Raw genomic sequence first — 24115 nt, 5'->3', positions numbered from 1 at the left:
TTAATGGGCTAATTCTTTAATCAATCCATTAAAAATAATGCCGTGAAACGGCAAAACGGCATACCAATACAATCTGCCCGCTAATCCGCGAGGTCTGAATGTGGCAGTTTGTTTTAAAATACCATCTTCGATTTTAAATTCCAGCCAAGCTTCACCCGGAAGCTTCATTTCGGCATATAAAAGCAATTTTTTTTGTTGTTTATCCGCAAAAATAACACGCCAAAAGTCTAGGGCATCGCCGGCATCCAAGTCCGTCGGACTCGTTCTGCCTCGTCTTAATCCAATACCTCCAAAAAGTTTATCGATATATCCACGGATTTTCCATAAAAAGTTACCATAATACCAACCATTCGTACCACCTATGGACCAAATTTTATCTAGAGTATTGGCTTCGTTTTTAACCTTACTTTCCTTGTAATCTTTGAAACATCCGAATTTTGGAACGTTAATGTATTTATGCAAATCATTTCCCAATCTGCCGCTGCTAACCAACGAATCTTTCCAACTGGAAATGATGCTATTTTGTTCAATTTTCTCAAAAGCTAACTCCACAGCTTTCTTATAAGTTAATGGTAAGACACCTAAAATGCTATTGATATTACTCGGTTTCCCAATAATTTGAACGCCCATGCTATCTACCAAAGTCGTCGCCAATTTATAGGATGTGGACGTGACAAAATACAACCAATACGATGATAATTTTGGCGTCATTACAGGAACAGTGATGATGTATCTTTTAAGTTTTCGTACTTCAGCAAACTTGAGTAACATTTCTTTATAGGTCAATATTTCTGGTCCGAAAATATCGTAAGAGTTGTTGTATAATGTTGTGTTTCCGGCACTATTCACTAAAAAGGTTAAAACATCCCTTACCGCAATGGGCTGCGTTTTTGTATTTAGCCATTTTGGTGCAATCATAAAAGGTAGTTTTTCAACCAAATCCCTTATGATTTCAAAAGAAGAACTGCCAGAACCGACAATAATACCAGCTTTAAAAATGGTTAATGCATAGGTATTTGATTGTAAAATGTCTTCTACATGCTTGCGTGAACTTAAATGTTTGGAAAGTTCTTTTTCGTTGGTGATGCCACTTAAATAAATAACTTGTTTTACAGCCGTCTGTTCCAAACTGTTTTTAAAATTCACAGCGCAACGTGCTTCCAGAATGCTAAAATCTTCTGAAGCATTGGACATAGAATGTATCAAGTAATACGCAACATCGATATCCTTTGGGATATTATTTAAGGTAGCTTCATTTAAAAAATCTACTTGAACAAAAGAGACTTGTTCTTCTTTCAAATACCCTTTATCAGCACGCATCGTATCTCTTACAGTGCACACAATGTCATGTCCTTCTTGGATTAATAAAGGGATAAGCCTCTTGCCAATGTAACCGGTGGCTCCTGTAACGAGAATTTTCATTTAAGATATTTTTCTGGGTCTTTGGTAATCCAAGCGTGTTGGTGATATCGGCAAAGCATAACCATCCAAACCATTGATGGCAACAACATGTGCTTCGGATAAATTGACAAAACCATCTTCTTTTAAAAGAGGATCATTGATGTTTAAATGTTGGATTTCTCCAATTAAAAGAATAGTGCCATTCTCTTTAATAGCGTATTCTTCAACATATTTCATACCCATTTGAACAGGTGCATGTTTGACGTAAGGTGCGTGAAAATGGTTCAAATAATCTTCTTCCAAAGTAGTCATATCAAATTCTGAAATGGATGAATCGTATTTAGCTGAAGTATGATGCGCTTCTTCGATGATGGCTTGGTGTACATGGTTTATGGTATAAACGCCCGTTTCTTTAATGTTATCGTAGGTGTTTCTAGTCACCGTATTTGGCCTTAAAATAAATCCTAACAAGGCGGGTTCTGAGCCTAGATGTATCACCGAACTAAAAATCGCCACATTAGAAATACCGCTTGCGGATTTTGTGCCAATTAAGTTAGCCGATTTATAACCAGAACAACTGTTGATGAGATTTATTTTGTAAAAATGATTTAATTCTGAAATATCTTTGTTGCTGAAATAAGCCATTATAAATGCTTGTAATTATTTATTTTAATGTTATTCGCTTTTAAATCGAACATTAAATTATACAAACCGAAAAAGGTTCGATTGATATAGATGAAATGCTTCGAACCTCTATTACCATTCATTTTCTTTAAATCTGTACTTTTAGAGTAGCGTTCACCCAGTTCTGCAATTTTTCCGAAGAAATTTTTATCTGAAAAATCAAAATGCTCCTTGTGAAATGGCTGTGTAAATAAACTCAGCATCTCGTGGAACATAGTGGTGAAAAATTCCAATTCTTCTTTATTATCGTCTACTTTTAATATTTCCAATTCAAACAACTTAGATGTAAAATAGGCTTTATCATTTATGCTTTCAGGCTTTGCCAGTTCAAAATAAGGCACATAAAAATCATTGGGGATGGCTTTCATACAACCAAAATCCAATGCGATAAGTTCCGCATTTTTAGAAATTAAAAAATTACCCGGATGTGGGTCTGCATGTACTTTTTTCAGTACATGAATTTGATACATATAGAAATCCCAAAGTGATTGTCCGAGTTTGTTAGACTTTTCAACATCATTATTGTAAGCTGTAAATTCCGAAATATGTTCGCCTTCCATATAATCCATCGTAATGATGCGTTCACAGGACAAGGCTTCATAATAATTCGGAAACAAGAGGTTGGAAATGTGAGAGCAAGCCAAAGCAATTTCCTTACTTTGCTTCATTTCCAACAAATAATCCGTTTCCTCAATAAGTTTATTTTCTACTTCCTTAAAATATTTATCGGAATCTTTTCCCTTAATATTAAACATACTCATGGCAATGGGTTTTACCATAGCCAAATCGGACGCGATACTTTTTGCAACTCCTGGGTATTGGATTTTCACAGCAAGTTTTTTCCCGTCTTTTTCCGCAACATGGACTTGTCCGATGCTTGCGGCATTTACAGAAGTTGCATTAAAAGTATCGTATATGTCATTGGGAGATTTCCCGAAATATGTTTTGAATGTTTTTAAAACTAATGGCGGAGATAATGGCGGAACCGAAAATTGTGAAAGCGAAAATTTATCAACATACGCTTGAGGTAAAATGCTTTTTTCCATGCTTAACATTTGCGCGACTTTTAAAGCACTTCCTTTTAGCTGTTTCAGCCCATCATAAATATCTTCAGCATTATTTTTGTTTAAGCGATCTTTAGCCTCTGTTTCTGGATTAATCATTTTATCCCCATAATACTTGAGGTAATTAACGCCGACTTTGGCACCAGTGGATACTAATTTACTGGCGCGTTGCATTTTTGAAGTAGGTATACTGTCTATGGTTTTCATTTTCTTTTTTAATTCATGTTCATTTTTTCTTTGAAAAGAAATTTTCCAAAGTCAATGACACTTTTAATGGGGGTAACATTTAAAATATCAAAACTAGTGTTTACCGATTTTTCTATGAAAATGTCCGTTTTCTCAAAACTGGCAGATGTGTCATCCAACCAGAATTTCATGGTAACCAACAATTGAATCCAACCAGATTCGCTAATGGCCTTGTTTTGAAATTTTTCTATCTGAGCCTGTTTGATATCAAGTATTTCAATACCTAATTGGTCAATGTATTTTGAAAAATGACGTTTTAATTCCGATAATACAGCTAGATTTTTAAGACTGTTTTTGTGCTTGTTCAAAGCATAAACCACGTAACTTCTATTGGCAGTTAAGTTTTCAAAAAAGGTAAAATAAAATGCCAATAACTTGTTTCGAGAGTCATATGTGTTGTAATCCTCATTCTTTTCCAACACAGTGATGGTATTGTGAAAAAACGCTTTGAAAACGTGCTTTTCAATCGCTTCAAAGGACCCGAAATGAGTATAAAACAATGATTCATCAATATTATTTGCTTTTGCGAACGCATACACCGATTTAGGATGTTGGTTATGTTCTAAAACATAATCCATATACCATGTGATGATGTCATTTTCAGTAATTGTTTTCTTTTTTGCCATGACTTTGTAGATATAGCGTAAAGATACAAAATGTTTAACGATATAAATAAAAAGTTAAACAAATATTAACAGTATGAAGGATTAAGACACCATGAAAAAGGATGTCTAAAATTAATGATAAGAGGGTTTTAACAGAGGTTTAATCGTTCAAACTAAAGTAGTGCTTGAGTTTAGTCGCGTAATTTATTGTGTAATTCTCGCTTGATAGAATTTTTTTTCGAAGACGATATCGTTAATAAAAAGAAAGGCTTCCTTAATATCCTCGTTGGGGATGTCGAATTCTTTATGTCCTTGTTTTAAGTAACTATAAAACATAAAGCTAGAATTAAGAGCTTCTAATTTTTCGGTAATTCGTTGGGACCCGTCAATAATTAAAAATCCTTTACTTTTTAAATCGCAGGTATGGTGAGCTCCCTTGCCATAAGGAACAATTTTATCTAAGGCACCATGATAAAAAACGGCGGGGACTGAATTATTTATGATATCCGCATTCAATAAAGCACCAGAAACAGAAATAACGGCAGCAGGTTTAATATGGGAATACCTATCTAAATTTCTAATAACCAATTCTCTATTATAAATAACATTTAACGCCGTTTCTGCACCAGCACTTATGCCTATAATAACAATTTTAGACTCATCTATTCTAAAATTGGTTTTATAATTCAACAAATATTCTAAGGCACTTAGTAAATCATCAGCAGCATTGCTGTAGACTTTTAATTTTCTGTTTACGGGTAAGTTACAACTAAAGTATTCATTTTTTTTTAACAGCCTGTAATCAATAGACGTTACTACATACCCTTTTTTTGCGACATTTTCGGCTAAATTAATTAACGAATTAGTATTTCTACTACCAGAATTAAAACCACCTCCATGTACAATAACAAATAAAGGTCTTTTGACAAGTGAATCGTTTTCAGGTTCATAAAGATCCAATTTCAAGGTGTCCTTGCCCTTAATGGAATAAGTATATGTTTTACTGCTTATACTATCGAAAACAGGATCGATGTATCTGGTTTGTGATATAGCAATACAAGAAAAAAACAACAATATGCATGTTGCTATTTTATGGGTCATAATGTGGTAGTAAATAATAGCCAAAGTAAAGACTAAAAAAGGAACTACGAAAATATTTATGGATACCATTTAAATAAATAATTTACTGAAAACTAAAATGTTATAATAAAGCACCAAGAAACCCATGAGCTTAAATTAAAGTTTTCCATTAGAGGCATTTAGATGAATAATCCGTACTTAATTTAAGATTTTGTTAACAAATTAGAAAATAAGAATGTTTAATTTTAAAAGTTAAAATAAAATCAAAAAAATAACATGAAAAAACTATTAGTATTATTGCTAACCATTACTACGGTGCTTGCTGTTGAAGCACAAATAGTAACACCACAACCAAGTCCGTCCTCTAAAGTAGAACAGAAAGTCGGATTAACAGATGTAACTCTGGAATATTCCAGACCCAACATGCGAGGACGTAAAATTTTTGGAGATTTAGTTCCCTATGGCCAAGTTTGGCGTTTAGGAGCTAATCAAAATACAAAAATCACCTTTAGCACCGATGTTAAAGTGGGTGAAAAGACATTAAAAGCAGGAACGTATGCTGTTTATGCCATCCCTAATGCTACTGCATGGGATGTTATATTTTATACAGATGCCACTAACGGTGGCTTGCCAGCTAAATGGGATGATGCAAAAGTAGCAGCAAAAGTAAATGCTGAAATTTATCCTTTGCCAATGAATATAGAAACGTTTACCATATCATTTGATGATTTAACAAGTAATAGTGGGGTTTTAGGAATTATGTGGGAACAAATATATGTGGGTGTAAAAATTGATGTACCTACTGATGATATGGTATTAACTAGCATCAATAATGTAATGAATGCTACACCAACAGCTAATGATTATTTTAACGCTGCAGTGTATTATTTACAAGAAAATAAAGATATTAAACAAGCGAAGACATGGATTGATAAAGCCATTACCATGGCTGGTGACAAAGCTCCGTTTTGGCAGCTAAGACAGCAATCATTGATTTATGCAAAAGCTGGCGATAAAGCAGGAGCGATTGCAGTTGCAAAAAAATCTTTGGCTGCTTCTGAAGAGGAAGGAAATGCAGATTATGTAAAATTGAACAAAGATTCTTTGAAGGAGTGGGGAGCGATGTAATTTGGATGATAGAACGCTTAGCTTTTAGAGGTTTAGATTTTTAGACCTTTGAGATTTGTTTACATAAATTAAAAAAACCTAACAGATTTATTTTTGTTAGGTTTTTTTAGTTTTTAGTATTTCAGGTTTATAATTTCCCTAACCTCATCCAGTAGTTTGATAAGTTTTCTGCTGAAATCAAAGGTCATGATATTACTTTCTTTTTTACCTTCTTGAAGCAGCTTATTGAAGTGCATAGTTTCGTATTTATAACCAAAGATGTTACTGTCGTAACCAAAATCAATGGTTTCTTCTTTGCCATCTGAAATTAAAGTAACCGTACTTGGACAATGAAACTCGCGATTGATTTTTATGGTTCCCTTTTCACAATAAAAAATAGCTTCCGTTGGAAATACTTCCAAAATGGAACTTTTTAAATAGGCATTTACGTTATCACCGTAATTAAAAACCATGTGGCATGAAGAATCAATGCCATTTTCAAAAAAAGTAGCGTTGGCCTCTATATTATTCGGCATTCCTAAGGTTGATAAACTTGCAAAAATAGGATAGATGCCAATATCCAATAAACTACCACCGCCAACAGCTTTATTAAATAATCTATCTTGAGTGTCGAACGGTTTTTTAAATCCGAAATCACTTTCTACTTTTAGAATATTTCCATAGGTTTTATTTTCTAATTCCTTTAGTACATATTGATAATGCGGCAAAAAATACGTCCAAAGTGCTTCCATTAAAAGCACATTTTTTTCTTTGGCTTTTGCAATCATGATATCAACATCCTTCGCGTTCATGGCAAAAGGTTTTTCACCTAAAACGGCGATGCCTTTTTCTAAACACATGAGTGCGTTTTCTTTGTGAAGGGCATGAGGCGTTGCTATATAAACGGCATCAATATTCGGGTCGTTTGCTAAATCCTCATAGGTGGCATAGGCTTTTGTAGCCCCATATTTTTTTGCAAATTCATCTGCTTTTTCTTGTGATCTAGAGGCAACAGCGTATAATTCGGCATCTTTAATGGTTAAAAGGTCGTTTGCGAATTTATTGGCAATACCGCCTAGACCAATAATGCCCCATTTAATTTTTTTAGTTTGTGATTGTTCTATCATTTCTTGTTGTTAGTTGTATTATACTTGCAATAGTAATAACTATGGTGCACCCTACAAAATTTAACCATAAAAAAGGAAGGTTAATATATTCGTATAAGTCTAAAAAATAAAGAGCAATGACGATGGCTTGCGTAATTAATGCGCTTATAAAAACAGCATTACCTCTAACAAATTTAAAGAAAAATGCCAATAAAAATATGCCCAATACATTACCATAAAATATGGAGCCGATAATGTTTACCAATTGTATTAAGTTTTCGGCAAGATTGGCAATACAGGCAACGCCAATCGCTATTATGCCCCAAGCGAATGTAAACCATTTGGAGGCTTTTACCATGTGGTCTTCGGTTTTTTCACTGGTGTTACGTTTGTACAAATCCATGGTTGTTGTAGAACCCAACGCATTTAATTCACTTGAGGTACTGGACATAGCGGCACTTAAAATAACAGCTAAAAGTAAACCTATGAGTCCTCTGGGTAAATTGTTTAAAATAAAATAGATAAACACATAATCCACGTCGTTTTTTTCTACTTTAATTTTTTGCTTTTCAGCAGCTTTATCGATTAGGGACTTTGCTTTATTTCTTATGTTGCTATTAGCTTCATTCGCCAATATAATGGCTTTAGCGGCATCAGTGCTTTCAGAACTTACGTATGATTTTATATGTTCCCTTTTATTGTTAAAAATAATGTCTTCTTCTTGTTGAAGGGATTTATAGTCGTCAGCAAATTCAGAATTCAGAATAAATTCCGTCGCATTGGGATTAAAGTTTAAAGGTGCTTGATTGAACTGATAAAAAACAAAAACCATGATACCAACCAACAAGATAAAAAATTGCATAGGTACTTTTAGCAGACCGTTAAAGAGGAGACCTAATTGCATTTCCTTAACCGATTTCCCAGATAAATAGCGCTGTACTTGACTTTGGTCAGTACCAAAATACGATAGCATTAAAAACGTTCCACCAATAATACCGCTCCAAAAGGTGTATCTATTATTAAAATCAAATGAAAAATCTAAAATATTCATCTTTCCACTGGCGCTTGCTATATGAAGGGCTTTGGTAAATGTAATATCCTGCGGAAGTTTACTTATGATGATAAAAAATGCTACAAGCATCCCAATGAAAATAATGACCATTTGATGTTTTTGGGTCACGTTAACCGCCTTTGTGCCACCGGAAACGGTATAAATAATGACTAAAATACCGATGATGATATTCAGAATCAATAAATTCCAACCCAGTACAACGGATAAAATAATAGCAGGCGCAAAAATGGTTATCCCTGCCGCTAAACCGCGCTGAATTAAAAATAAAATGGCTGTAAGGGTTCTGGTTTTTAAATCGAAACGATTTTCAAGAAATTCATAAGCCGTATACACATTAAGCCGATGGTACAAAGGGATAAAAACCATGCAAATAACAATCATGGCTATGGGTAAACCAAAATAGAATTGTACAAAGCCCATCCCGTCATTAAAGGCTTGTCCAGGAGTTGAAAGGAAGGTTATGGCACTGGCCTGTGTCGCCATAACCGATAAACCAATGGTCCACCATTTAGAGGTGTTACCCCCTTTTATATAGTCCTGTACATTTTTGCTGCCTCGAGTTTGCCACGTTCCATATACAACAATACCTAACAGAGTAACTACTAAAACAATCCAATCTATCCAATAGAGTTCTTGCATTGTTTTAAATGGATTGCGTTAAAAAATAAAATAAGATGATATAAACAGCATTCGCAACCAGCACCAGCGTGTACATCTTATTCCATTTATAATCTTTCATCCGTTATTTTTTAAGATTTTCAGCTTGTTTGATGTCTTCTTTACCTATCGATAACATATTGGCAAATAGTCTATAAGCTCCAGAAACCCCTTCTGGGAATTCCCTAAAAAAGCTTAACCCTGTATAAATATAATGGCCTTTACCGTATTTAGCAACTAATAAGCTACCATCTTTTGGTGTTTCACCTTTGTCGTTCATAGAAAGAATGGGTGTAAACTCGCTTGCCCATTCACCTGGATAATATAAACCACGTTCTTGTGTCCATCCTTCAAAATCTTCTTGGGTTATTTTATTGGGATAATTTAAAATGGGGTGATTCGGATGTAAAAAACGGACTTCAGCATTTTCATCAGTGACACGATCTCTAGACAATTTTAAATCATAAGGCGCCAATTTATCCACCTTCAATCTGGTATTCGTATTATACTGGACAATCATATTACCGCCTTTTTCAACAAAATCGAATAATAATTGTTGCTTAAATTTTAATTCGTCAATGATATTGTAAGCTCTAACACCAACCACAACGGCATCAAATGCACTTAATATGTCGGCATTAATGCTTTCTGGATTTAAGGTTTGTACTTGGTAACCAATTTGTTGTAAACTTTCTGGAACGACATCGCCAGCTCCAGCAATATAAGCAATATTGTCGCCTTTTTTCTTAATATCTAACCTTACAACTTTGCTTTCACTTGGTTCTAAAACAGTTTGATATGGAATATGGTCGTAATCCATTTCAATGCGTTCTTTGGTATATGTTTTATTGTTAATATGGATGATTGGTTTGATATGCCCTTCGCTTTGGTTTTTAGGCGGCATGATAGTAAATATGAATCGTTGCTCCTCATCTTTATTGGCGATAGAAACAGTTTGTTTTTCTGGAGATACACTCCAATCTTTGGGATGATTGATTTCAACAAAACCTTCTAAATTATCCCGACCTGCTTTTACAATGATTTCCACATTTTTTTGTTTGTCATTTTCAAAAATGATGACCTTTTCAGGAATTTTTGCTGAAGCTTCTGGAATAATTTCGAACGGACGGTACAACTCACCTTTTTCTGGTTTTCCAAAACGATAGACAACGTGTTTTGTAATGGTAATAGGCGTGTCATTTATTTTTAAATTGATGTCAACAGAAACATGTCTCGGTGTTTCCGGCAATCCAATTAAATTTATATCATCTACTTTATACATGCCCAACGAACCTTTTTCAGCCAACCAATAAGGTGTTGTATAGGTTTCGTCATTTGAGATGGTATAGTCGGTTTTAATATTTTGTTTGATGTTTGGTTTTAAAACGGTATTTTGTTGACTGGTAGAACCATCTTTTTGTGAAAGGCTAACCAATTCAATAGTTGCATTACTTCTATTTACAGCTTCAATATTTATTTTGATTTTACTGTTTGGGGTACTTGAACTGGTTTCAGCGGATGCTTCCAAATATAATCCAGCACAGGCTTCTATGATGAATTTTAATTCTTTGGTTTTGATGGTTTTCCAATGCGTATCTTCAATAGCTTGCAGTAATTGGTAGGCTTTCATTAAATCCGTAAGATGTACCGATGGGTCTTTAAAATTGAATTCCTGTTCAACTTTATATAAAATATCACCAATGGCTTTTCCACCTTTTACACGGTTCCAGGACGTATCAATGCCCGAAAAAACAGATTTATTATTTACTAAAGCATCACCTTTTAAAAATTCAATATATTCATTTTGTGATCCTCTATTGGTTTGTCTTCCAAAACCCTGACTTAAATGTTGACTACTTGCCAACGAAGACACTTCATTGTTTGATAAGCCTTTAAGTGGATAGTATTCGCCAATATCAAAAGTTATTAGGTTAGTTTTATCGGCTTTTTCGAACTCTTCCGGACTTCCAAAAGCCCAAGGACTGGTGTTATAAAATATGCGTTTTGGTTGCCAAACATCAGCGATTTTTTGTATATCAGGAAAAGCAGATTTGTCATTCGCCAAATCAAAAGCTTCAAAACTTAACATGGCAGAACTGGTATGATGTCCGTGTGTTGTACCTGGGGTTCTATGGTCAAAACGGTTAATGATCACATCTGGTTTAAATTTTCTAATGGCTAAAACCACATCACTTAATACACCATTTTTATCCCAAATAGATAAGGTTTCTTCTGGGTCTTTTGAAAAACCAAAATCATTGGCTCTTGTAAAAAACTGTTCCCCGCCATCAATACTTCTAGCTGCCAATAATTCTTGGGTTCTTATAACACCCAATAAATCCCTAATTTCAGGGCCAATCAGGTTTTGTCCACCATCACCTCGTGTTATGGATAAATATCCAGTTCTGGCTTTTACATGGTTGGACATATAGGAGATAAGCGACGTGTTTTCATCATCGGGATGCGCCGCTACATATAAAACAGACCCTAAAAAATTTAGTTTTTGAATGGATAGATAAATGTCGGATGTTGAAGGTTTTACTGGTTGTTGTGCTTGAAGAATGCCACAAAATAGGGCACATAGAAAAGGAATGAGTAAATGTTTTCTCATAAAGTTTTTGTTAGCTGATAGCCAAATATATAAAACTAAACAAGCGTGTAGGTTTCTTTTAATGTTTCTTTAACGTTAGAATGGTTGTTGGTTACAAGTTGTTGGTTGGTAGTTATGATTGTTGGCAAATTGTGTTCAGGATGGTTTGTCTCCCTAAGACCAAAGGCCCAAGACCAAAAGCAACCCTAAAGCCACTTCTTCCGTTTGAAGTAAATAAGCATTCCTATAAAAAGGACAATCATAACGCCCCAAAGAATAAAATAAGAATATTTATAATGAAGTTCAGGCATGTAATCGAAGTTCATTCCATAAATACCCGCAATAAATGTTAGAGGAATGAATATCGAAGCCATAATGGTTAATACTTTCATGACTTCGTTCATTTTATTGCTAATGGTAGTCATGTACATATCCATTAAACTCCAAATCATTTCCCTGTAGATATCAATATTTTCTGAAACCTGAATTAAGTGGTCGTAAATATCGCGGTAATAGGTTTTTGTTTTCTCTAGAATGAGTGGACTCTCATGTTTTTCAATTCTGCTAATGACTTCACGCAGCGGAAAAATAGCACGGCGAACTCTTAATATTTCTCTTTTTAAATCTTGAATATCTCTATTGATTAATTTATCTACATGTCCTGAAAAGATACGACTTTCATAATCTTCAATTTTTTCGCCTAAATCCTCTATAATACTAAAATAGTGATCGACAATAGCATCCATCAAAATGTACAACAAATAATCGGCTTGCATAGTGCGAACCCTACCTTTTCCATGCCTGATACGGTTTCTTACGGTATCAAATACATCACCATCAGATTCTTGGAAAGAAAGCACATAGTTTTTGCCAAGAACAAAGCTGACTTGTTCTGAAACTATGGTTTCGTTTTCGTGCTGATAAAGCATTTTCAAGACGACAAATAAATAATCATCATATTCATCAATTTTAGGACGTTGCGAAATGCTTACAATATCTTCTAAAACCAAAGGGTGTAAATTGAAGTGCTTGCCTATTTTTTCAATTTCATTAACATGGTTCAGACCATTAAGATTAATCCATGTAATGGTATCTGTATACTTGAATTCAAAAATGTCTTCAACATTATTTAATTCTTTATCGATACATTGTTCGTTATTATAATCAAAAGCTTCAATGAATAATTTTTTTGATGATTTTTCCCCAGTATAAATAACACTGCCAGGTGCCAGTCCTATTTTTTTATACCGTTTTTTACCTTTGATTTTACCCATTTTTATAAATGTATAACGTATTTATATGGCATCCATGCCGTCATCAACAATAGCGTCTTTTTCAATAAGGGTCACTGCTTTTTGTAGCATTAAATTGTTGGGATAGGTTACTAGATCACCATTCTGCAATCGAAGATGTAGCTGAAACGCTCTAATGTCTTCTATAATACCTTCAATAGGGAAATCTTTATCGTGTATTTGAATTTTGTCTCCAACTTTATAAGGAAACGAGAAAAACATGATGATACCAGAGGTGATGTTGCTTAAAATAGACCAAATGGCAAACAATCCAATACCTAAAACCGCAAAAACAGAGGAGAATATAACTGCTAAATCCTTTGCCTCAGTACCGAAAATAAATGGAATTATAAGGAGCGCTATTAGAAATAACGTAACTGAAACATATCTATTAATTAAATGGATTCTGGCCAAATTAATACCGTTTCTTCGGGATATTTTTGTGATAAGTGTGGTTAAAATAAATCGGACGATTAGTAAAAAAATAAGAAGAAAGCCAGTGGCTATTAAGGCGCTTTTATGAGTTTCGAAAAACATGTTAATTTTGTTTTAATTCAATGATTAACAAAGATACGCTAGAAAATAGAAAAGGGTTGTTTAATTTATTGTTTTTACAAATCATTAACAATATCATATAACGATTTGTAAACAAGATGCGTTGGCATGCCCATAACATTAAAGTAAGAGCCTTGTATATTGGTAACACCAATTTGCCCAATCCATTCTTGTATGCCATAAGCACCGGCTTTATCAAAGGGCTCACAGGTTTTAATGTAATAATTTATTTCTTCGTCGGTTAAATTTTTAAAAGTGACTTTTGTAATGTCGTTAAGTGTTTTTTCAAATTTAGTTGTTGTAAAACAGATTGATGTAATCACTTCATGAGTAGCATTGCTTAAAGATTTTAGCATCGCAAAAGCATCAAATTCATCTAATGGTTTACCTAGTGCTTTTCCGTTGTGCCAAACAATGGTATCGCTTGTGATTAGAATATCGTCATCATTTAATTCATTTTTAAACGGAAGTGCCTTTAACTGTGCTAAATAATCACTGATTTCAAAATGCTTCAATCGAGAAGGATAGTCTTCCTTTATGGGTTTTAAACGAACCTCAAAATCCAATCCCAATTCTTTAAAAAACTGTTGCCGTCGAGGGGAACCCGAAGCTAAAATGATGTTATGGTTTTTTAATGTTTCGCTTAGCATTACCTTGTTACATTATAGGTGTATAAAAGTAAGGAAAGCATTCCAAAAAGCATAATCCATTTAAGGATGTTACTAATATGGGTGTAGTCGGTTTTTATTTGGGCACTCAAAATTTTAATATTCAAATAGAGTAGAGGCGCTAGGATGAAAATCAAGAAATAAATGACAGCGATTTGGTTGTTGTATAAAGAATCCACCACATAATATCCTATAACAAATAACGTCAATAGTGAAAGCCCCAAAATTATATACTTTGTTTTTTCCTTTCCAATAATAATTGGTAGCGTATGCATGCCCGCTTTAGCATCCCCTTCTATATCTTCAACGTCTTTGGCTATTTCCCTTATGAAGTTTAAAATGAAAGCCATATAAGCGTAATTTAATATGGTTTTAAAATACAGGAATTGGATGGTTTGGTTTTGCTCGGTAATATTAGGAATCAATTCAAAAATACCAACAATAAGAATGCTTAAAGCCACTATTACTGAAATGATTAGATTACCTATTAAGAAGAGTTGTTTTAAATAGGTTGAATACACATAAAGTAATACTGAAATGATTACGAACAAAGAAAAAAATCCGCTTCTTCCAACGGAATTGGATAAATAATATCCAATTCCAACACCAACCACATTTAAAATAATAAATAAATTATAAGCTATCTTTTCTGAAATGCTTTTACCTACAATGATTTTATCAGGTTTATTAATGACATCGGTTTCAATATCATTAATATCGTTAATAATATTTCCAGCCGCCGCAATAAAAATGGTCGCAACAATTAGAAGAATGATACCTAAAGTATCTAAGGTAGTTGTTACTCCATAAGGTTCCAGAAAAGCATATTTAATTAGTAACTGCACTATGGCAATCATTACTAAATTTTTCCAGCGAATGAGGTTTAAGATGCTAATCAAAGTTAATAGTTAATAATGAAAAGTGAATAGTGTATGGGTAACGATAATCCTCAACAACAAACACATAACTTTAAAAAACCCATTTATCCTGAACTTTTAAAACTTGTTCTATAACATCGCGAACGGCACCTTTTCCACCTTTTTTATGGGATATGTATTTGGCAACCCCTTTTATCTCTGCAACGGCATCTTGTGGGCAACAAGGTAACCCAACAACTTTTAAAACAGGGTAGTCTGGCATATCGTCACCCATATAAAGTATGTTTTCTGTTTTAATATTGTTGGTTTCTATGTATTCATAAAATTTCTCTAGTTTTTTGTGGGCTCCTAGATAGACTGTTTTAATACCGAGTGCTTCTAACCGAATTTTAACACCATCGTTAGTGCCTGCCGAAATGATGGCAACATTATAACCCGAATTTACCGCGAATTTAAGGGCGAAACCATCCCTTACATTCATAATTCTTAAAAGTTCTCCCGTGTTGGTAACGTGCAAATCACCATTGGTTAAAACGCCATCGACGTCAAAAATAAAAGTGGTAATGTGGTTTAAATATTCTTTATAGCTTTTTTCTTCCATGTGTCTTTTGTATAGATTCGGTTAGTAATTCATAAATGGCTTTATGATGTGGGTTGTTATTTAAAATTTTCAAATGTTTTCTGATGGTTTTTTTATCATTGCGTTTGGCAGGCCCCGTTTGTGCCATATAAGGTGAAAATTCCTGAACTTTATTAGCGGTTTCAAGTATTAGCGGTTTTAAAATATCAAAATCAGCACCTTCACTTTCCGTGATTTCATGAGCCACTCTGTATAATTGATTTGTAAAATTGTTCACAAAAACAGCAGCTAGATGTAACACGCGTCTTTGGTCGCTATTCACTCTCTTAGTGGAACTTCCTAAACTAATTGCCATGGATTTTAAAAGATGATAATCGGCACTTTTAATAGCTTCTATACAAATAGGCACATTTTCAAAATCCATATAAGCATTTTTGCTAAATGTTTGTAATGGATAAAAAACACCACGTCTATGTTTTTTGTCAATATCATAAAGGCTAACACTTCCCGAGGTATGAACTACCAATCGATTTTCAAATGGCAGTTTTGATGATAATTCTTTAATAGCATCATCGCTCACGGCCAAAATATAGACATCGGCTTCTTTAAGTTGAGACAAATCATCAATAATATCTACATCATTTTTATATGGACTAATTAGGTTTAAATGTCTGTTATACCATTGTTTAACAGATATTAGTTCTGTTTTTTGGAAAGCTTTGAATAAATGTGTGGCGACATTACCAGCGCCTAGAATTATTACAGAAATCATGTTGCTAAAATACAGAAGATAAATTGAAAATTAAAAGTTTCAAAGTAGCAAAGTGATAAAGTTACTCATATGAATTGTTAAACTTCCAGGAAGATTTTATCAACTAGAAGCTTTGTTGCTTTGTAACTTAACAACTTCGCAAGAAAATAGCGTAAATTTGTTTATATGAAGAATGATATTAAAACCAGGGAAGATGTATTTTTATTAGTGTCTACTTTCTATGTAAAAGTGAGAAAGGATGCTGTTTTAGGGCCTTTTTTTAATGATGTGATTACGGATTGGGACGCCCATTTAGACCGACTCACGACCTTTTGGGAATCCAGTTTGTTTTTAAAAACAAAATATTTGGGAAATCCGTTGGAAGCGCATGTAAAAGTTGACCAAGAAAACAACAATACAATAACGGAATTGCATTTCGGACTCTGGATAAACCTTTGGTTTCAAACCATTGACGAACTTTTTGAAGGTGATTATGCCGAAAATGCGAAACAACGTGCTCGAAAAATGGGAACGTTTCTGTATTTAAAAATTTTTGAGGCAAGACAGTCTCAGTAATCAGTTTTTACTAGAAATCACAGTTTTTTCAGAAACTCAGAAACCCAAAATCTTTGCAACTTAGAAACTTTGAAACCCTGAAACTTCGAAACTCTTTTTCACAAACTTTAACACTTCAAAATCAACATTAATACTTAAATTTGCCCCACCTAAAAAGGGTTCATCTTATGCAAAATAAACTAGCCAAAATTCTTTTTTCTACCCGTCTCACAGCCGTTTTATTTATAGTTTTTGCTGCCGCTATGGTAACAGGTACTTTTTTAGATGCTGGACAAGATACGTCTCCAACTGCTTATACAAGAAACTTAATTTACAACGCTTGGTGGTTTGAAGCCATTATGGGGATTTTTGTTATCAATTTTTTAGGAAATATTGTGAGATTTAGGCTATACAAAAAAGAAAAATGGTCGACTTTAATTTTGCACTTGGCATTCATTTTTATCTTAATAGGCGCTTTTATAACCAGATACGTGAGTTTTGAAGGGATGATGGCGATTCGTGAGGGTGCTACTGAAAACACATTTTTGTCACAAAAGACCTATGTTACGGCTTATATAGATGGTGATTATGAAATTGACGGTGTGGCACAACGCTTACCTATAGAAAAGGAAGTGGATTTTTCACATCGCATGGATAACAATTTTAAAATTGAAACCAAATACAACCAGCAACCGGTAACCATAGAACTTGAAAAATTCATCAAAGGCGCAGAAGAAGATATTGTGCCAGATGAAAGCGGGGAATCTTATTTAAAAGTTGTGGAGTCTGGTGGTGACGGGCCACACAATCACTTTCTAAAAATGGGAGAAGTGGCAAGTATCCATAATGTTTTATTTGCACTAAACAAACCCACCGATGGTGCCATCAATATCACTTATAATGATGAGGGACTTACCATAAATTCGCCGTTTGAAGGTGAGTATTTAACCATGGCAACCATGGCTCAAGGCACTCTTGTAAAAGACAGTGTGCAACCATTAATGTTGCGTTCGCGCTATATAATAGGCGATATGCAAATGGTATTTCCAAACCCTGTTGTAAAAGGCTTTTTTGATGTGGTTCAAAAATCACAAATATTGAAAAACGATGAAGATGGTGCCGTAATTAAAATAACTACCAATGGAGAAACTAAACGTATTGGTGTACTTGGAGGAAAGGGTATGGATAGAGCCTTCAAACAAGTACAAGTTGGCGGCTTGGATTTTGCCTTAAAGTATGGATCTAAAGTAATGGAATTACCATTTCAAATTAAGCTAAACGATTTTGAGGCTGAACGTTATCCAGGTACGGAAAGAGGCTATTCGGCCTATTCCAGCGAAGTCACCATAATTGATGAGAAGGAAGGTAGTTATGACTATAAGATTTTCATGAATAATATTTTGGATCATGGTGGTTATAGGTTTTTTCAATCGGGTTTCGACCCTGATGAAAAAGGAACGATTTTATCTGTAAATCACGATTATTGGGGCTCTTTGATTACATATATTGGATATTTCTTGTTGTATTTTGGGTTAATGGCCATTCTATTTAGTAAGCACTCCCGTTTTGGTGATTTAAAAAGGCAATTGGAAAATGTTAAATCAAAAAAGACAAAATTACTTGCTATTTTATTGTTATGTTTTGGTTTGAATGGGTTTTCTCAAGACCATTCCCAGCACGGTGTTCGCAATGATATCAAAGCCCAAAAAACATTGGTGGACTCGATTTTGAAGGCAAATATAGCACCTAAGGAACATGCGGAAAATTTCGGACACATGGTGATTCAAGATCTTGGTGGGCGTATGATGCCCGTAAATACCTATGCATCAGAAATGCTTCGTAAATTAAGCAAGAATGATACTTATGAGGAATTTGATGCGAATCAAATCTTTTTATCTATGCAAGAAAGCCCCATGCTTTGGTACAACGTTCCTGTCATTTATTTAGCCTTAAAAAAAGGAGACTCTATTAGACATATTGTTGGCGTGGACGAAAGTGAAAAATATGTTACTTTGTCAGATTTCTTTACGGAAAAAGGGGAATATAAATTAGCGCCTTATCTCGATGATGCATACAAAACAAATCAGCCTAATGCTTACCAAACGCAATTTAAAGAAACAGATCAACGGGTGACGTTGCTTTATAATACGCTTGAAGGTATGCCATTAAAAATATTTCCTGTGCCCAATGATGAGAATAATAAATGGATTTCAAATTACGATTTTAAGCGGGATGAAAATATTAAAATAACAGATTCATTATATGCCAACTTTATAAATAATGGGCTCAACGCTTACTTGTATATGCTGAATACAGCTAAGCAGTCAGGAAATTTTTCCGAGGCTGATAAGTTTTTAGAGGCATTTAAGAAAACACAACAACGTTACGGAGCTTCCGTCATGCTTTCTGATGAAAAGATAAACACAGAGGTATTATATAATAAATACGATATTTTTAAAAAGTTATTTAGTTGGTATTTATATGCCGGTTCTATTCTTTTTATTGTCTTGATTATTCAAATTTTTAAAGACAAAAGCAAGACTTTAAAAATAGTAGCGACCATATTTAAGGTTATTATAATTGGATTGTTTTTGCTGCATACTGCCGGGTTAATTGTAAGATGGTATATTTCCGGACATGCGCCTTGGAGTGATGCCTACGAATCTATGATTTATGTGGCTTGGGCGACCATGTTTTTTGGTTTAGCATTTGGTAGAAAAAGTGAATTAACCATTGCTGCTACAGCATTTGTAACCGCTATGCTTTTAATGATAGCCCATTGGAGTTGGATGGATCCTGCCATTGCTAATTTACAACCGGTTTTAAATAGTTATTGGCTCATGATTCACGTAGCTGTTATTGTGGCGAGTTACGGACCTTTCACATTGGGAATGATTTTAGGCATTGTGTCCTTACTGCTTATGATTTTCACTACGGAAAAGAATAAGGTTAAAATGGATTTGAATATTAAAGAACTTACGATCATAAATGAAATGTCATTAACCGTTGGTTTGGTCATGTTAACCATTGGAAACTTTTTAGGAGGTATGTGGGCGAACGAAAGTTGGGGACGTTATTGGGGCTGGGATCCAAAAGAAACTTGGGCGCTGATAAGTATTATGATGTATGCCTTTGTCATACATATGAGACTCATTCCTGGACTTCGTGGTAGTTGGTTGTATAACCTGTCTTCCATCATTGCCTTTGGGTTTATTATATTTACCTATTTTGGGGTTAATTTTTATCTATCGGGATTGCATTCTTATCAATCTGGTCAGCAAATAGCAAGTTTTAATGCCATTGCCATTGCAGTTGGGCTGATAGCTTTACTAGGTTTTTTTGCGTATCGTGGGTATGCCAAGTATTATAAGAAGTAATATTTTTTATGGCTAAAACAGGTCGAGATAAAAACACAAAAAATAAAGCGAAGCATTCTAAGCTAATGGCTCAAAAAATTAGCAAGAAAAAAACAGAAGCGGAACTAAGAAAAGAACGCTTAAAAGCTATTATTAATAAAGCAAACCAAGATAAGAATGATATTTAGTTTGGTTCTGACTTTCAATTTTTAGAAAGAAGTGTTTTTTTTAATCGTGTTTTAATCATTTAATAAGTTATTAAAATAACTGCTTAATCTTGTCATAACGTATCTCATCAAACTTTTTAATAACCAAATCCGCTTGGCTATAATCTTGGTTTTTTGAGTGAAAACTATCAAAAGCCACACAAAATATCCCAGCAGCTTTTGCGGCAGTAATACCGTTTGTTGCATCTTCAATAACCATACATTCTCCTTTTGAAAAACCTGTGGCTTCAGAAGCTTTTATAAAAATTTCAGGGTGAGGCTTCGATTCTTTTAAATCGGCGCCACTCAATTTTGCTTTAAAATAGGGGTTTAAATCAAATCGCTTAAAAATGCGTTCAATACTTGGCATAGTAGCCGATGATCCTAAAACCAAAGTAAGTCCGTTATTATGATAATCCTTTATCAAATCCAAAACACCTTCCATGAGATCAAAATTGGTATCATTTTCAAAAATATAATCAAAATGCTTTCTTTTTAGATTTACTAAGGTTTCAGGTGATGCTTCTAGGTTATAGATATCACAGAGTTGTTTACAAATATTCAAGGTCGATTTTCCAGTAAATGATTCATAAAGCGCAGCAGGAACTTTAATATTAACATCATCAAACATTTTATGGTAGGCAATATAGTGCAAAGGTTCACTTTCAATAATAACCCCATCCATATCGAATATAACAGCTTTTAACATTTTTTATTTTTTTTGCGAAGATATATGAATAGAAAATAATACCCTAAAACCTATTTGCAGTTTTAAATAAAATTTACATATTTGTTATTATGATTGTTTAAGTAAACTCCACGGAATCAGTCGAGACACTCTCGCAATAAGAACTAAGTCCCCTGAACTTGGTTATGTTTATCTTTTAATATATTTCAAAATGCAATCAAATAAAATATCCTTAAAACAATTTTTCCAATACTTTAAAATAGCCTTTACGGGCAAAGAACAAGAATTTACCTCAGGCAGCATTCGCCGTGCCGTTTTCATGCTGGCCATTCCCATGATTTTGGAAATGCTCATGGAATCCATTTTTGCGTTAGTGGATATTTTATATGTATCAAAAGTCAGTGTAAATGCCGTAGCCACTATTGGTTTAACCGAGTCTGTTATTACATTGGTGTATGCCTTGGCAATCGGCTTAAGTATGGCGGCAACAGCCGTTGTTGCTAGGCGAGTCGGTGAAAATGATATTGAAGGTGCATCGAATGCCGCGGTTCAAGTTATTTTCCTTGGAATTTTTGTAGCATCCATAATCAGTGTGATAGGAATTATATACCCAAAGGAAATTCTAAGCCTTATGGGTGCGGAACCCGATTTAATTGCCGAAGGGTATGGTTATACCCGAGTGTTATTAGGAGGCAATATTACCATTATGTTGTTGTTTTTAATCAATGCTATTTTTCGTGGTGCTGGGAACGCATCCGTGGCCATGTGGGCACTTGTTTTATCGAATACGCTGAATATTATTTTAGATCCTATTTTTATTTTCGGATTCGGACCCATAAAAGCATATGGAGTTGAAGGAGCTGCTATTGCAACCACAATTGGCAGAGGAACAGCCGTCATATTTCAATTGGTTATTTTATTTAAGGGCCATAGTAAAATTAAAATAGGACTTAAAGATTTGGTGTTCCGAGTTAAGATTATGTTCAATTTAATTAGAGTGTCATTAGGTGGGATTGGTCAGTTTTTAATAGCAACATCTAGTTGGGTATTTTTAATGCGAATTATGAGCGATTTTGGTAGTGAAGTATTGGCGGGTTATACTATTGCTATTCGGGTCATGATGTTTACCATGATGCCTGCTTGGGGATTGAGCAATGCGGCGGCAACGTTGGTCGGACAAAACTTGGGTGCCAACAAACCAGATAGAGCTGAACTTTCTGTTTGGAAAACAGGGGGTTATAGTGCTATTTTTATGGGATTGGTCTCTGTGATTTATTTAATATTTGCGCCACAAATTATTGCGTTATTCAATACAACACCCGATGTAGTAAAATATGGTAGTTTATGTCTACGGATTTTAGCATCTGGTTATATTTTTTATGGCTACGGCATGGTGGTTATCAATGCATTTAATGGCGCAGGTGATACTAAAACACCTACCTACATAAATTTTGTTTGCTTTTGGTTATTGCAATTACCGTTTGCTTATTTAATGGCTGTGACTTTGAATTTTGGACCGACAGGCGTTTTTTGGGCGATTACAATAGCTGAAGTCTTAATTGCCATAGTAGCCATTATTTGGTTTAAAAAAGGCACTTGGAAAACTATTAAAGTTTAACTTGAAAATTAGTATTTTAGAAACTTAAATAAATATATCAATATGACAAAAGGACGACTTGAAGCCTTTACCGATGGTGTTTTGGCAATCATAATTACGATTATGGTATTGGAATTAAAAGTACCACATGGAGGCAGTTTTGAGGATTTAAAATCCCTGTTACCAGTTTTTTTAAGCTATGTATTGAGTTTTATTTATTTAGCCATTTACTGGAATAACCATCACCATATGATGCAAACCGTTAAACATGTTACAGGTACTATATTATGGGCCAATATGCATTTGTTGTTTTGGTTATCTTTAATTCCTTTTGTAACTGGCTGGATGGGCGAAAACCATTTTACCAATGCCACTTTATTTTTATACGGCATCGTGCTTTTAGGTTCTGCTATTGCTTATTTTATATTGCAAAATTTTATTATTAAAAGTCATGGAGAAAATTCCATTTTATCTAAGGCTTTAGGTAGAGATTTAAAAGGAAAATTATCTCTAGTTTTGTATACCGCGGGGATTATAAGTGCGTTTTTTAATGTGTTTATTTCAGGAGCTATATTTATTTTGGTTGCCATTATTTGGATAATTCCGGATAGGAGAATTGAAAAGGCGCTTGTTAAAGAAAATATGAATAAATAACTTAATATTTTTTACTTAAATCGGTTTTAATTAAAAGTATAGTCTGTAATGTATGCAAATTTAAACCATTTATTTTGTGATTCATATATCCTAATTGAATGCTATTGGCTTTAGAAATATTGATTCCTAATGCACCATATAATCTGTTTTCATTGCAGAAAGTACCTTTTAGATTCGCAAAAAACTCGTTATTGGCGTTTACATACAATAAATTGTTAATTTTAATTTTTGTGCCTAAACAATAACGAAATCTATTGCTTGTTGTTGTTGTGCCCATATAGCGTAAAAATCTATTTTCCATCCTCAATTTATGGTAGATAGACAATTTGCCAATAGTATGATAATACGCAATTTGTTCAAAAATAGTGTTCTCAAATATGTGGGGTGTGTTAGTATCATCAAAGGATCTATCGATATCTATGTAATAATATCCAGTAGAAACTAATAATTTTTTGCTTAAGTTGTAGTTGATTCCTGTGTAATAAAATATAAGATTAATATTATCAAGAGTTTTATATGTACGTAATTGTACGCCTGTTATGGTACTTAAATTTTCTGATATTGCATGTGTCCCATCTATAGTATGCCATGCGGGAAATTCGTTTTCTAAAGAATTTTGAGAAAGATATATTTGTATAGATAAAATGAAAACTATAAAAATTGATATGACCTTCATAGAAATATGTAATGGGGTTTGACAGTAGGTAAAGGAAATATGCTGAT

At 34.0% G+C, this 24115-nt stretch carries 22 protein-coding genes; 6 read left to right on the top strand and 16 right to left on the bottom strand.

All coding sequences use genetic code 11. From position 1 onward, the window contains the following. The 5 genes from CDH49_RS06470 to CDH49_RS06450 form a co-directional block, all read right to left on the bottom strand. Entirely contained in the window at window positions 1-1422 is a 1422-nt protein-coding gene (locus CDH49_RS06470) for an SDR family oxidoreductase (RefSeq protein WP_100614648.1), read from the bottom strand. After that, window positions 1423-2046 carry a flavin reductase family protein gene (locus CDH49_RS06465; protein WP_100614646.1) on the bottom strand — a complete coding sequence of 208 codons (624 nt, stop codon included), beginning with the start codon at window positions 2044-2046 and terminating at the stop codon, window positions 1423-1425. Continuing rightward, window positions 2046-3356: an ABC1 kinase family protein gene (locus CDH49_RS06460; RefSeq protein WP_100614644.1), complete on the bottom strand. Its 1311-nt coding sequence runs from the start codon at window positions 3354-3356 to the stop codon at window positions 2046-2048. Before CDH49_RS06460 ends, CDH49_RS06465 begins: the two co-directional genes overlap by 1 nt. A gap of 8 nt (window positions 3357-3364) precedes the next feature. Continuing rightward, the gene (locus tag CDH49_RS06455; RefSeq protein ID WP_100614642.1) at window positions 3365-4021 is read right to left on the bottom strand and encodes a TetR/AcrR family transcriptional regulator; all 657 of its coding nucleotides are present in this window, start codon (window positions 4019-4021) and stop codon (window positions 3365-3367) included. Between the two features lie 183 nt (window positions 4022-4204). Then, the gene (locus tag CDH49_RS06450; RefSeq protein WP_157805279.1) at window positions 4205-5101 is read right to left on the bottom strand and encodes an alpha/beta hydrolase; all 897 of its coding nucleotides are present in this window, start codon (window positions 5099-5101) and stop codon (window positions 4205-4207) included. 255 nt (window positions 5102-5356) lie between these two features. Here CDH49_RS06450 and CDH49_RS06445 point away from each other — a divergent pair, with 255 nt between their 5' ends. After that, window positions 5357-6208: a DUF2911 domain-containing protein gene (locus CDH49_RS06445; protein WP_100614638.1), complete on the top strand. Its 852-nt coding sequence runs from the start codon at window positions 5357-5359 to the stop codon at window positions 6206-6208. A 113-nt stretch (window positions 6209-6321) separates the two neighbouring features. Here the strand turns inward: CDH49_RS06445 and CDH49_RS06440 are convergent, their stop codons facing one another. From CDH49_RS06440 to CDH49_RS06400, 9 genes are all read right to left on the bottom strand, one after another. Continuing rightward, window positions 6322-7314 carry a Gfo/Idh/MocA family protein gene (locus CDH49_RS06440; protein ID WP_100614636.1) on the bottom strand — a complete coding sequence of 331 codons (993 nt, stop codon included), beginning with the start codon at window positions 7312-7314 and terminating at the stop codon, window positions 6322-6324. Further along, the gene (locus CDH49_RS06435) at window positions 7292-9004 is read right to left on the bottom strand and encodes a sodium:solute symporter (protein WP_100614634.1); all 1713 of its coding nucleotides are present in this window, start codon (window positions 9002-9004) and stop codon (window positions 7292-7294) included. The genes CDH49_RS06440 and CDH49_RS06435 overlap by 23 nt, the downstream gene beginning before the upstream one ends. A gap of 103 nt (window positions 9005-9107) precedes the next feature. Beyond that, the gene (locus CDH49_RS06430) at window positions 9108-11633 is read right to left on the bottom strand and encodes a PIG-L family deacetylase (RefSeq protein WP_100614633.1); all 2526 of its coding nucleotides are present in this window, start codon (window positions 11631-11633) and stop codon (window positions 9108-9110) included. 185 nt (window positions 11634-11818) lie between these two features. After that, window positions 11819-12886 (bottom strand): magnesium/cobalt transporter CorA, encoded by a 1068-nt coding sequence (corA, locus tag CDH49_RS06425; RefSeq protein ID WP_100614631.1) that lies wholly within the window; start codon window positions 12884-12886, stop codon window positions 11819-11821. 21 nt (window positions 12887-12907) lie between these two features. Next, complete coding sequence (locus CDH49_RS06420; RefSeq protein WP_100614629.1) at window positions 12908-13441, bottom strand: mechanosensitive ion channel domain-containing protein; 534 nt, start codon at window positions 13439-13441, stop codon at window positions 12908-12910. A gap of 74 nt (window positions 13442-13515) precedes the next feature. Further along, window positions 13516-14109 (bottom strand): Maf-like protein, encoded by a 594-nt coding sequence (locus CDH49_RS06415; RefSeq protein ID WP_100614627.1) that lies wholly within the window; start codon window positions 14107-14109, stop codon window positions 13516-13518. Then, complete coding sequence (locus CDH49_RS06410) at window positions 14109-15026, bottom strand: geranylgeranylglycerol-phosphate geranylgeranyltransferase (protein WP_317044381.1); 918 nt, start codon at window positions 15024-15026, stop codon at window positions 14109-14111. Before CDH49_RS06410 ends, CDH49_RS06415 begins: the two co-directional genes overlap by 1 nt. Before the next feature lie 70 nt (window positions 15027-15096). After that, window positions 15097-15606 carry a KdsC family phosphatase gene (locus CDH49_RS06405; protein WP_100614625.1) on the bottom strand — a complete coding sequence of 170 codons (510 nt, stop codon included), beginning with the start codon at window positions 15604-15606 and terminating at the stop codon, window positions 15097-15099. After that, on the bottom strand, window positions 15587-16357 hold the full coding sequence (locus tag CDH49_RS06400) for a Rossmann-like and DUF2520 domain-containing protein (protein ID WP_100614623.1): 771 nt from the start codon (window positions 16355-16357) through the stop codon (window positions 15587-15589). The genes CDH49_RS06405 and CDH49_RS06400 overlap by 20 nt, the downstream gene beginning before the upstream one ends. Before the next feature lie 165 nt (window positions 16358-16522). On the opposite strand from CDH49_RS06400, the gene CDH49_RS06395 reads away from it, so the two are divergent. The 3 genes from CDH49_RS06395 to CDH49_RS15740 all read left to right on the top strand — a co-directional run bounded on the left by CDH49_RS06395 (window position 16523) and on the right by CDH49_RS15740 (window position 20435). Then, window positions 16523-16912, top strand: coding sequence for a group III truncated hemoglobin (locus CDH49_RS06395; protein ID WP_100614621.1), 390 nt, complete (start codon window positions 16523-16525; stop codon window positions 16910-16912). A gap of 167 nt (window positions 16913-17079) precedes the next feature. Then, window positions 17080-20268, top strand: a complete 3189-nt coding sequence (gene ccsA / locus CDH49_RS06390) for a cytochrome c biogenesis protein CcsA (RefSeq protein WP_100614620.1) — start codon at window positions 17080-17082, stop codon at window positions 20266-20268. A gap of 8 nt (window positions 20269-20276) precedes the next feature. Next, a complete protein-coding gene (locus CDH49_RS15740) occupies window positions 20277-20435 on the top strand; it encodes a hypothetical protein (RefSeq protein WP_193434718.1) in 159 nt (52 codons plus the stop codon). 70 nt (window positions 20436-20505) lie between these two features. Here the strand turns inward: CDH49_RS15740 and CDH49_RS06385 are convergent, their stop codons facing one another. After that, window positions 20506-21162 (bottom strand): HAD family hydrolase, encoded by a 657-nt coding sequence (locus CDH49_RS06385; protein ID WP_100614619.1) that lies wholly within the window; start codon window positions 21160-21162, stop codon window positions 20506-20508. 190 nt (window positions 21163-21352) lie between these two features. Between CDH49_RS06385 and CDH49_RS06380 the strand changes: the two genes are divergently transcribed. Both CDH49_RS06380 and CDH49_RS06375 read left to right on the top strand, forming a co-directional pair. Next, window positions 21353-22759 (top strand): MATE family efflux transporter, encoded by a 1407-nt coding sequence (locus tag CDH49_RS06380; RefSeq protein WP_100614617.1) that lies wholly within the window; start codon window positions 21353-21355, stop codon window positions 22757-22759. Between the two features lie 42 nt (window positions 22760-22801). Then, the gene (locus CDH49_RS06375; protein WP_100614616.1) at window positions 22802-23392 is read left to right on the top strand and encodes a TMEM175 family protein; all 591 of its coding nucleotides are present in this window, start codon (window positions 22802-22804) and stop codon (window positions 23390-23392) included. 1 nt (window position 23393) lies between these two features. Here the strand turns inward: CDH49_RS06375 and CDH49_RS06370 are convergent, their stop codons facing one another. Further along, the gene (locus tag CDH49_RS06370) at window positions 23394-24068 is read right to left on the bottom strand and encodes a DUF2490 domain-containing protein (RefSeq protein ID WP_100614614.1); all 675 of its coding nucleotides are present in this window, start codon (window positions 24066-24068) and stop codon (window positions 23394-23396) included. Window positions 24069-24115: the final 47 nt, after the last annotated feature.

Origin of the sequence: Confluentibacter citreus, from assembly GCF_002807055.1 — a bacterium.
In the GTDB taxonomy this organism is placed as follows: domain Bacteria; phylum Bacteroidota; class Bacteroidia; order Flavobacteriales; family Flavobacteriaceae; genus Confluentibacter; species Confluentibacter citreus.
The sequence above is the reverse complement of the archived record's forward strand: the minus strand, read 5'-3'. Positions and strand labels throughout refer to the sequence as shown.

Coding starts and splice junctions, on each gene's coding strand:
- CDH49_RS06470 (WP_100614648.1), bottom strand. CDS start 1,422: ATGAAAATTCTCGTTACAGGAGCCACCGGTTACATTGGCAAGAGGCTT.
- CDH49_RS06465 (WP_100614646.1), bottom strand. CDS start 2,046: ATGGCTTATTTCAGCAACAAAGATATTTCAGAATTAAATCATTTTTAC.
- CDH49_RS06460 (WP_100614644.1), bottom strand. CDS start 3,356: ATGAAAACCATAGACAGTATACCTACTTCAAAAATGCAACGCGCCAGT.
- CDH49_RS06455 (WP_100614642.1), bottom strand. CDS start 4,021: ATGGCAAAAAAGAAAACAATTACTGAAAATGACATCATCACATGGTAT.
- CDH49_RS06450 (WP_157805279.1), bottom strand. CDS start 5,101: ATGACCCATAAAATAGCAACATGCATATTGTTGTTTTTTTCTTGTATT.
- CDH49_RS06445 (WP_100614638.1), top strand. CDS start 5,357: ATGAAAAAACTATTAGTATTATTGCTAACCATTACTACGGTGCTTGCT.
- CDH49_RS06440 (WP_100614636.1), bottom strand. CDS start 7,314: ATGATAGAACAATCACAAACTAAAAAAATTAAATGGGGCATTATTGGT.
- CDH49_RS06435 (WP_100614634.1), bottom strand. CDS start 9,004: ATGCAAGAACTCTATTGGATAGATTGGATTGTTTTAGTAGTTACTCTG.
- CDH49_RS06430 (WP_100614633.1), bottom strand. CDS start 11,633: ATGAGAAAACATTTACTCATTCCTTTTCTATGTGCCCTATTTTGTGGC.
- corA (WP_100614631.1), bottom strand. CDS start 12,886: ATGGGTAAAATCAAAGGTAAAAAACGGTATAAAAAAATAGGACTGGCA.
- CDH49_RS06420 (WP_100614629.1), bottom strand. CDS start 13,441: ATGTTTTTCGAAACTCATAAAAGCGCCTTAATAGCCACTGGCTTTCTT.
- CDH49_RS06415 (WP_100614627.1), bottom strand. CDS start 14,109: ATGCTAAGCGAAACATTAAAAAACCATAACATCATTTTAGCTTCGGGT.
- CDH49_RS06405 (WP_100614625.1), bottom strand. CDS start 15,606: ATGGAAGAAAAAAGCTATAAAGAATATTTAAACCACATTACCACTTTT.
- CDH49_RS06400 (WP_100614623.1), bottom strand. CDS start 16,357: ATGATTTCTGTAATAATTCTAGGCGCTGGTAATGTCGCCACACATTTA.
- CDH49_RS06395 (WP_100614621.1), top strand. CDS start 16,523: ATGAAGAATGATATTAAAACCAGGGAAGATGTATTTTTATTAGTGTCT.
- ccsA (WP_100614620.1), top strand. CDS start 17,080: ATGCAAAATAAACTAGCCAAAATTCTTTTTTCTACCCGTCTCACAGCC.
- CDH49_RS15740 (WP_193434718.1), top strand. CDS start 20,277: ATGGCTAAAACAGGTCGAGATAAAAACACAAAAAATAAAGCGAAGCAT.
- CDH49_RS06385 (WP_100614619.1), bottom strand. CDS start 21,162: ATGTTAAAAGCTGTTATATTCGATATGGATGGGGTTATTATTGAAAGT.
- CDH49_RS06380 (WP_100614617.1), top strand. CDS start 21,353: ATGCAATCAAATAAAATATCCTTAAAACAATTTTTCCAATACTTTAAA.
- CDH49_RS06375 (WP_100614616.1), top strand. CDS start 22,802: ATGACAAAAGGACGACTTGAAGCCTTTACCGATGGTGTTTTGGCAATC.
- CDH49_RS06370 (WP_100614614.1), bottom strand. CDS start 24,068: ATGAAGGTCATATCAATTTTTATAGTTTTCATTTTATCTATACAAATA.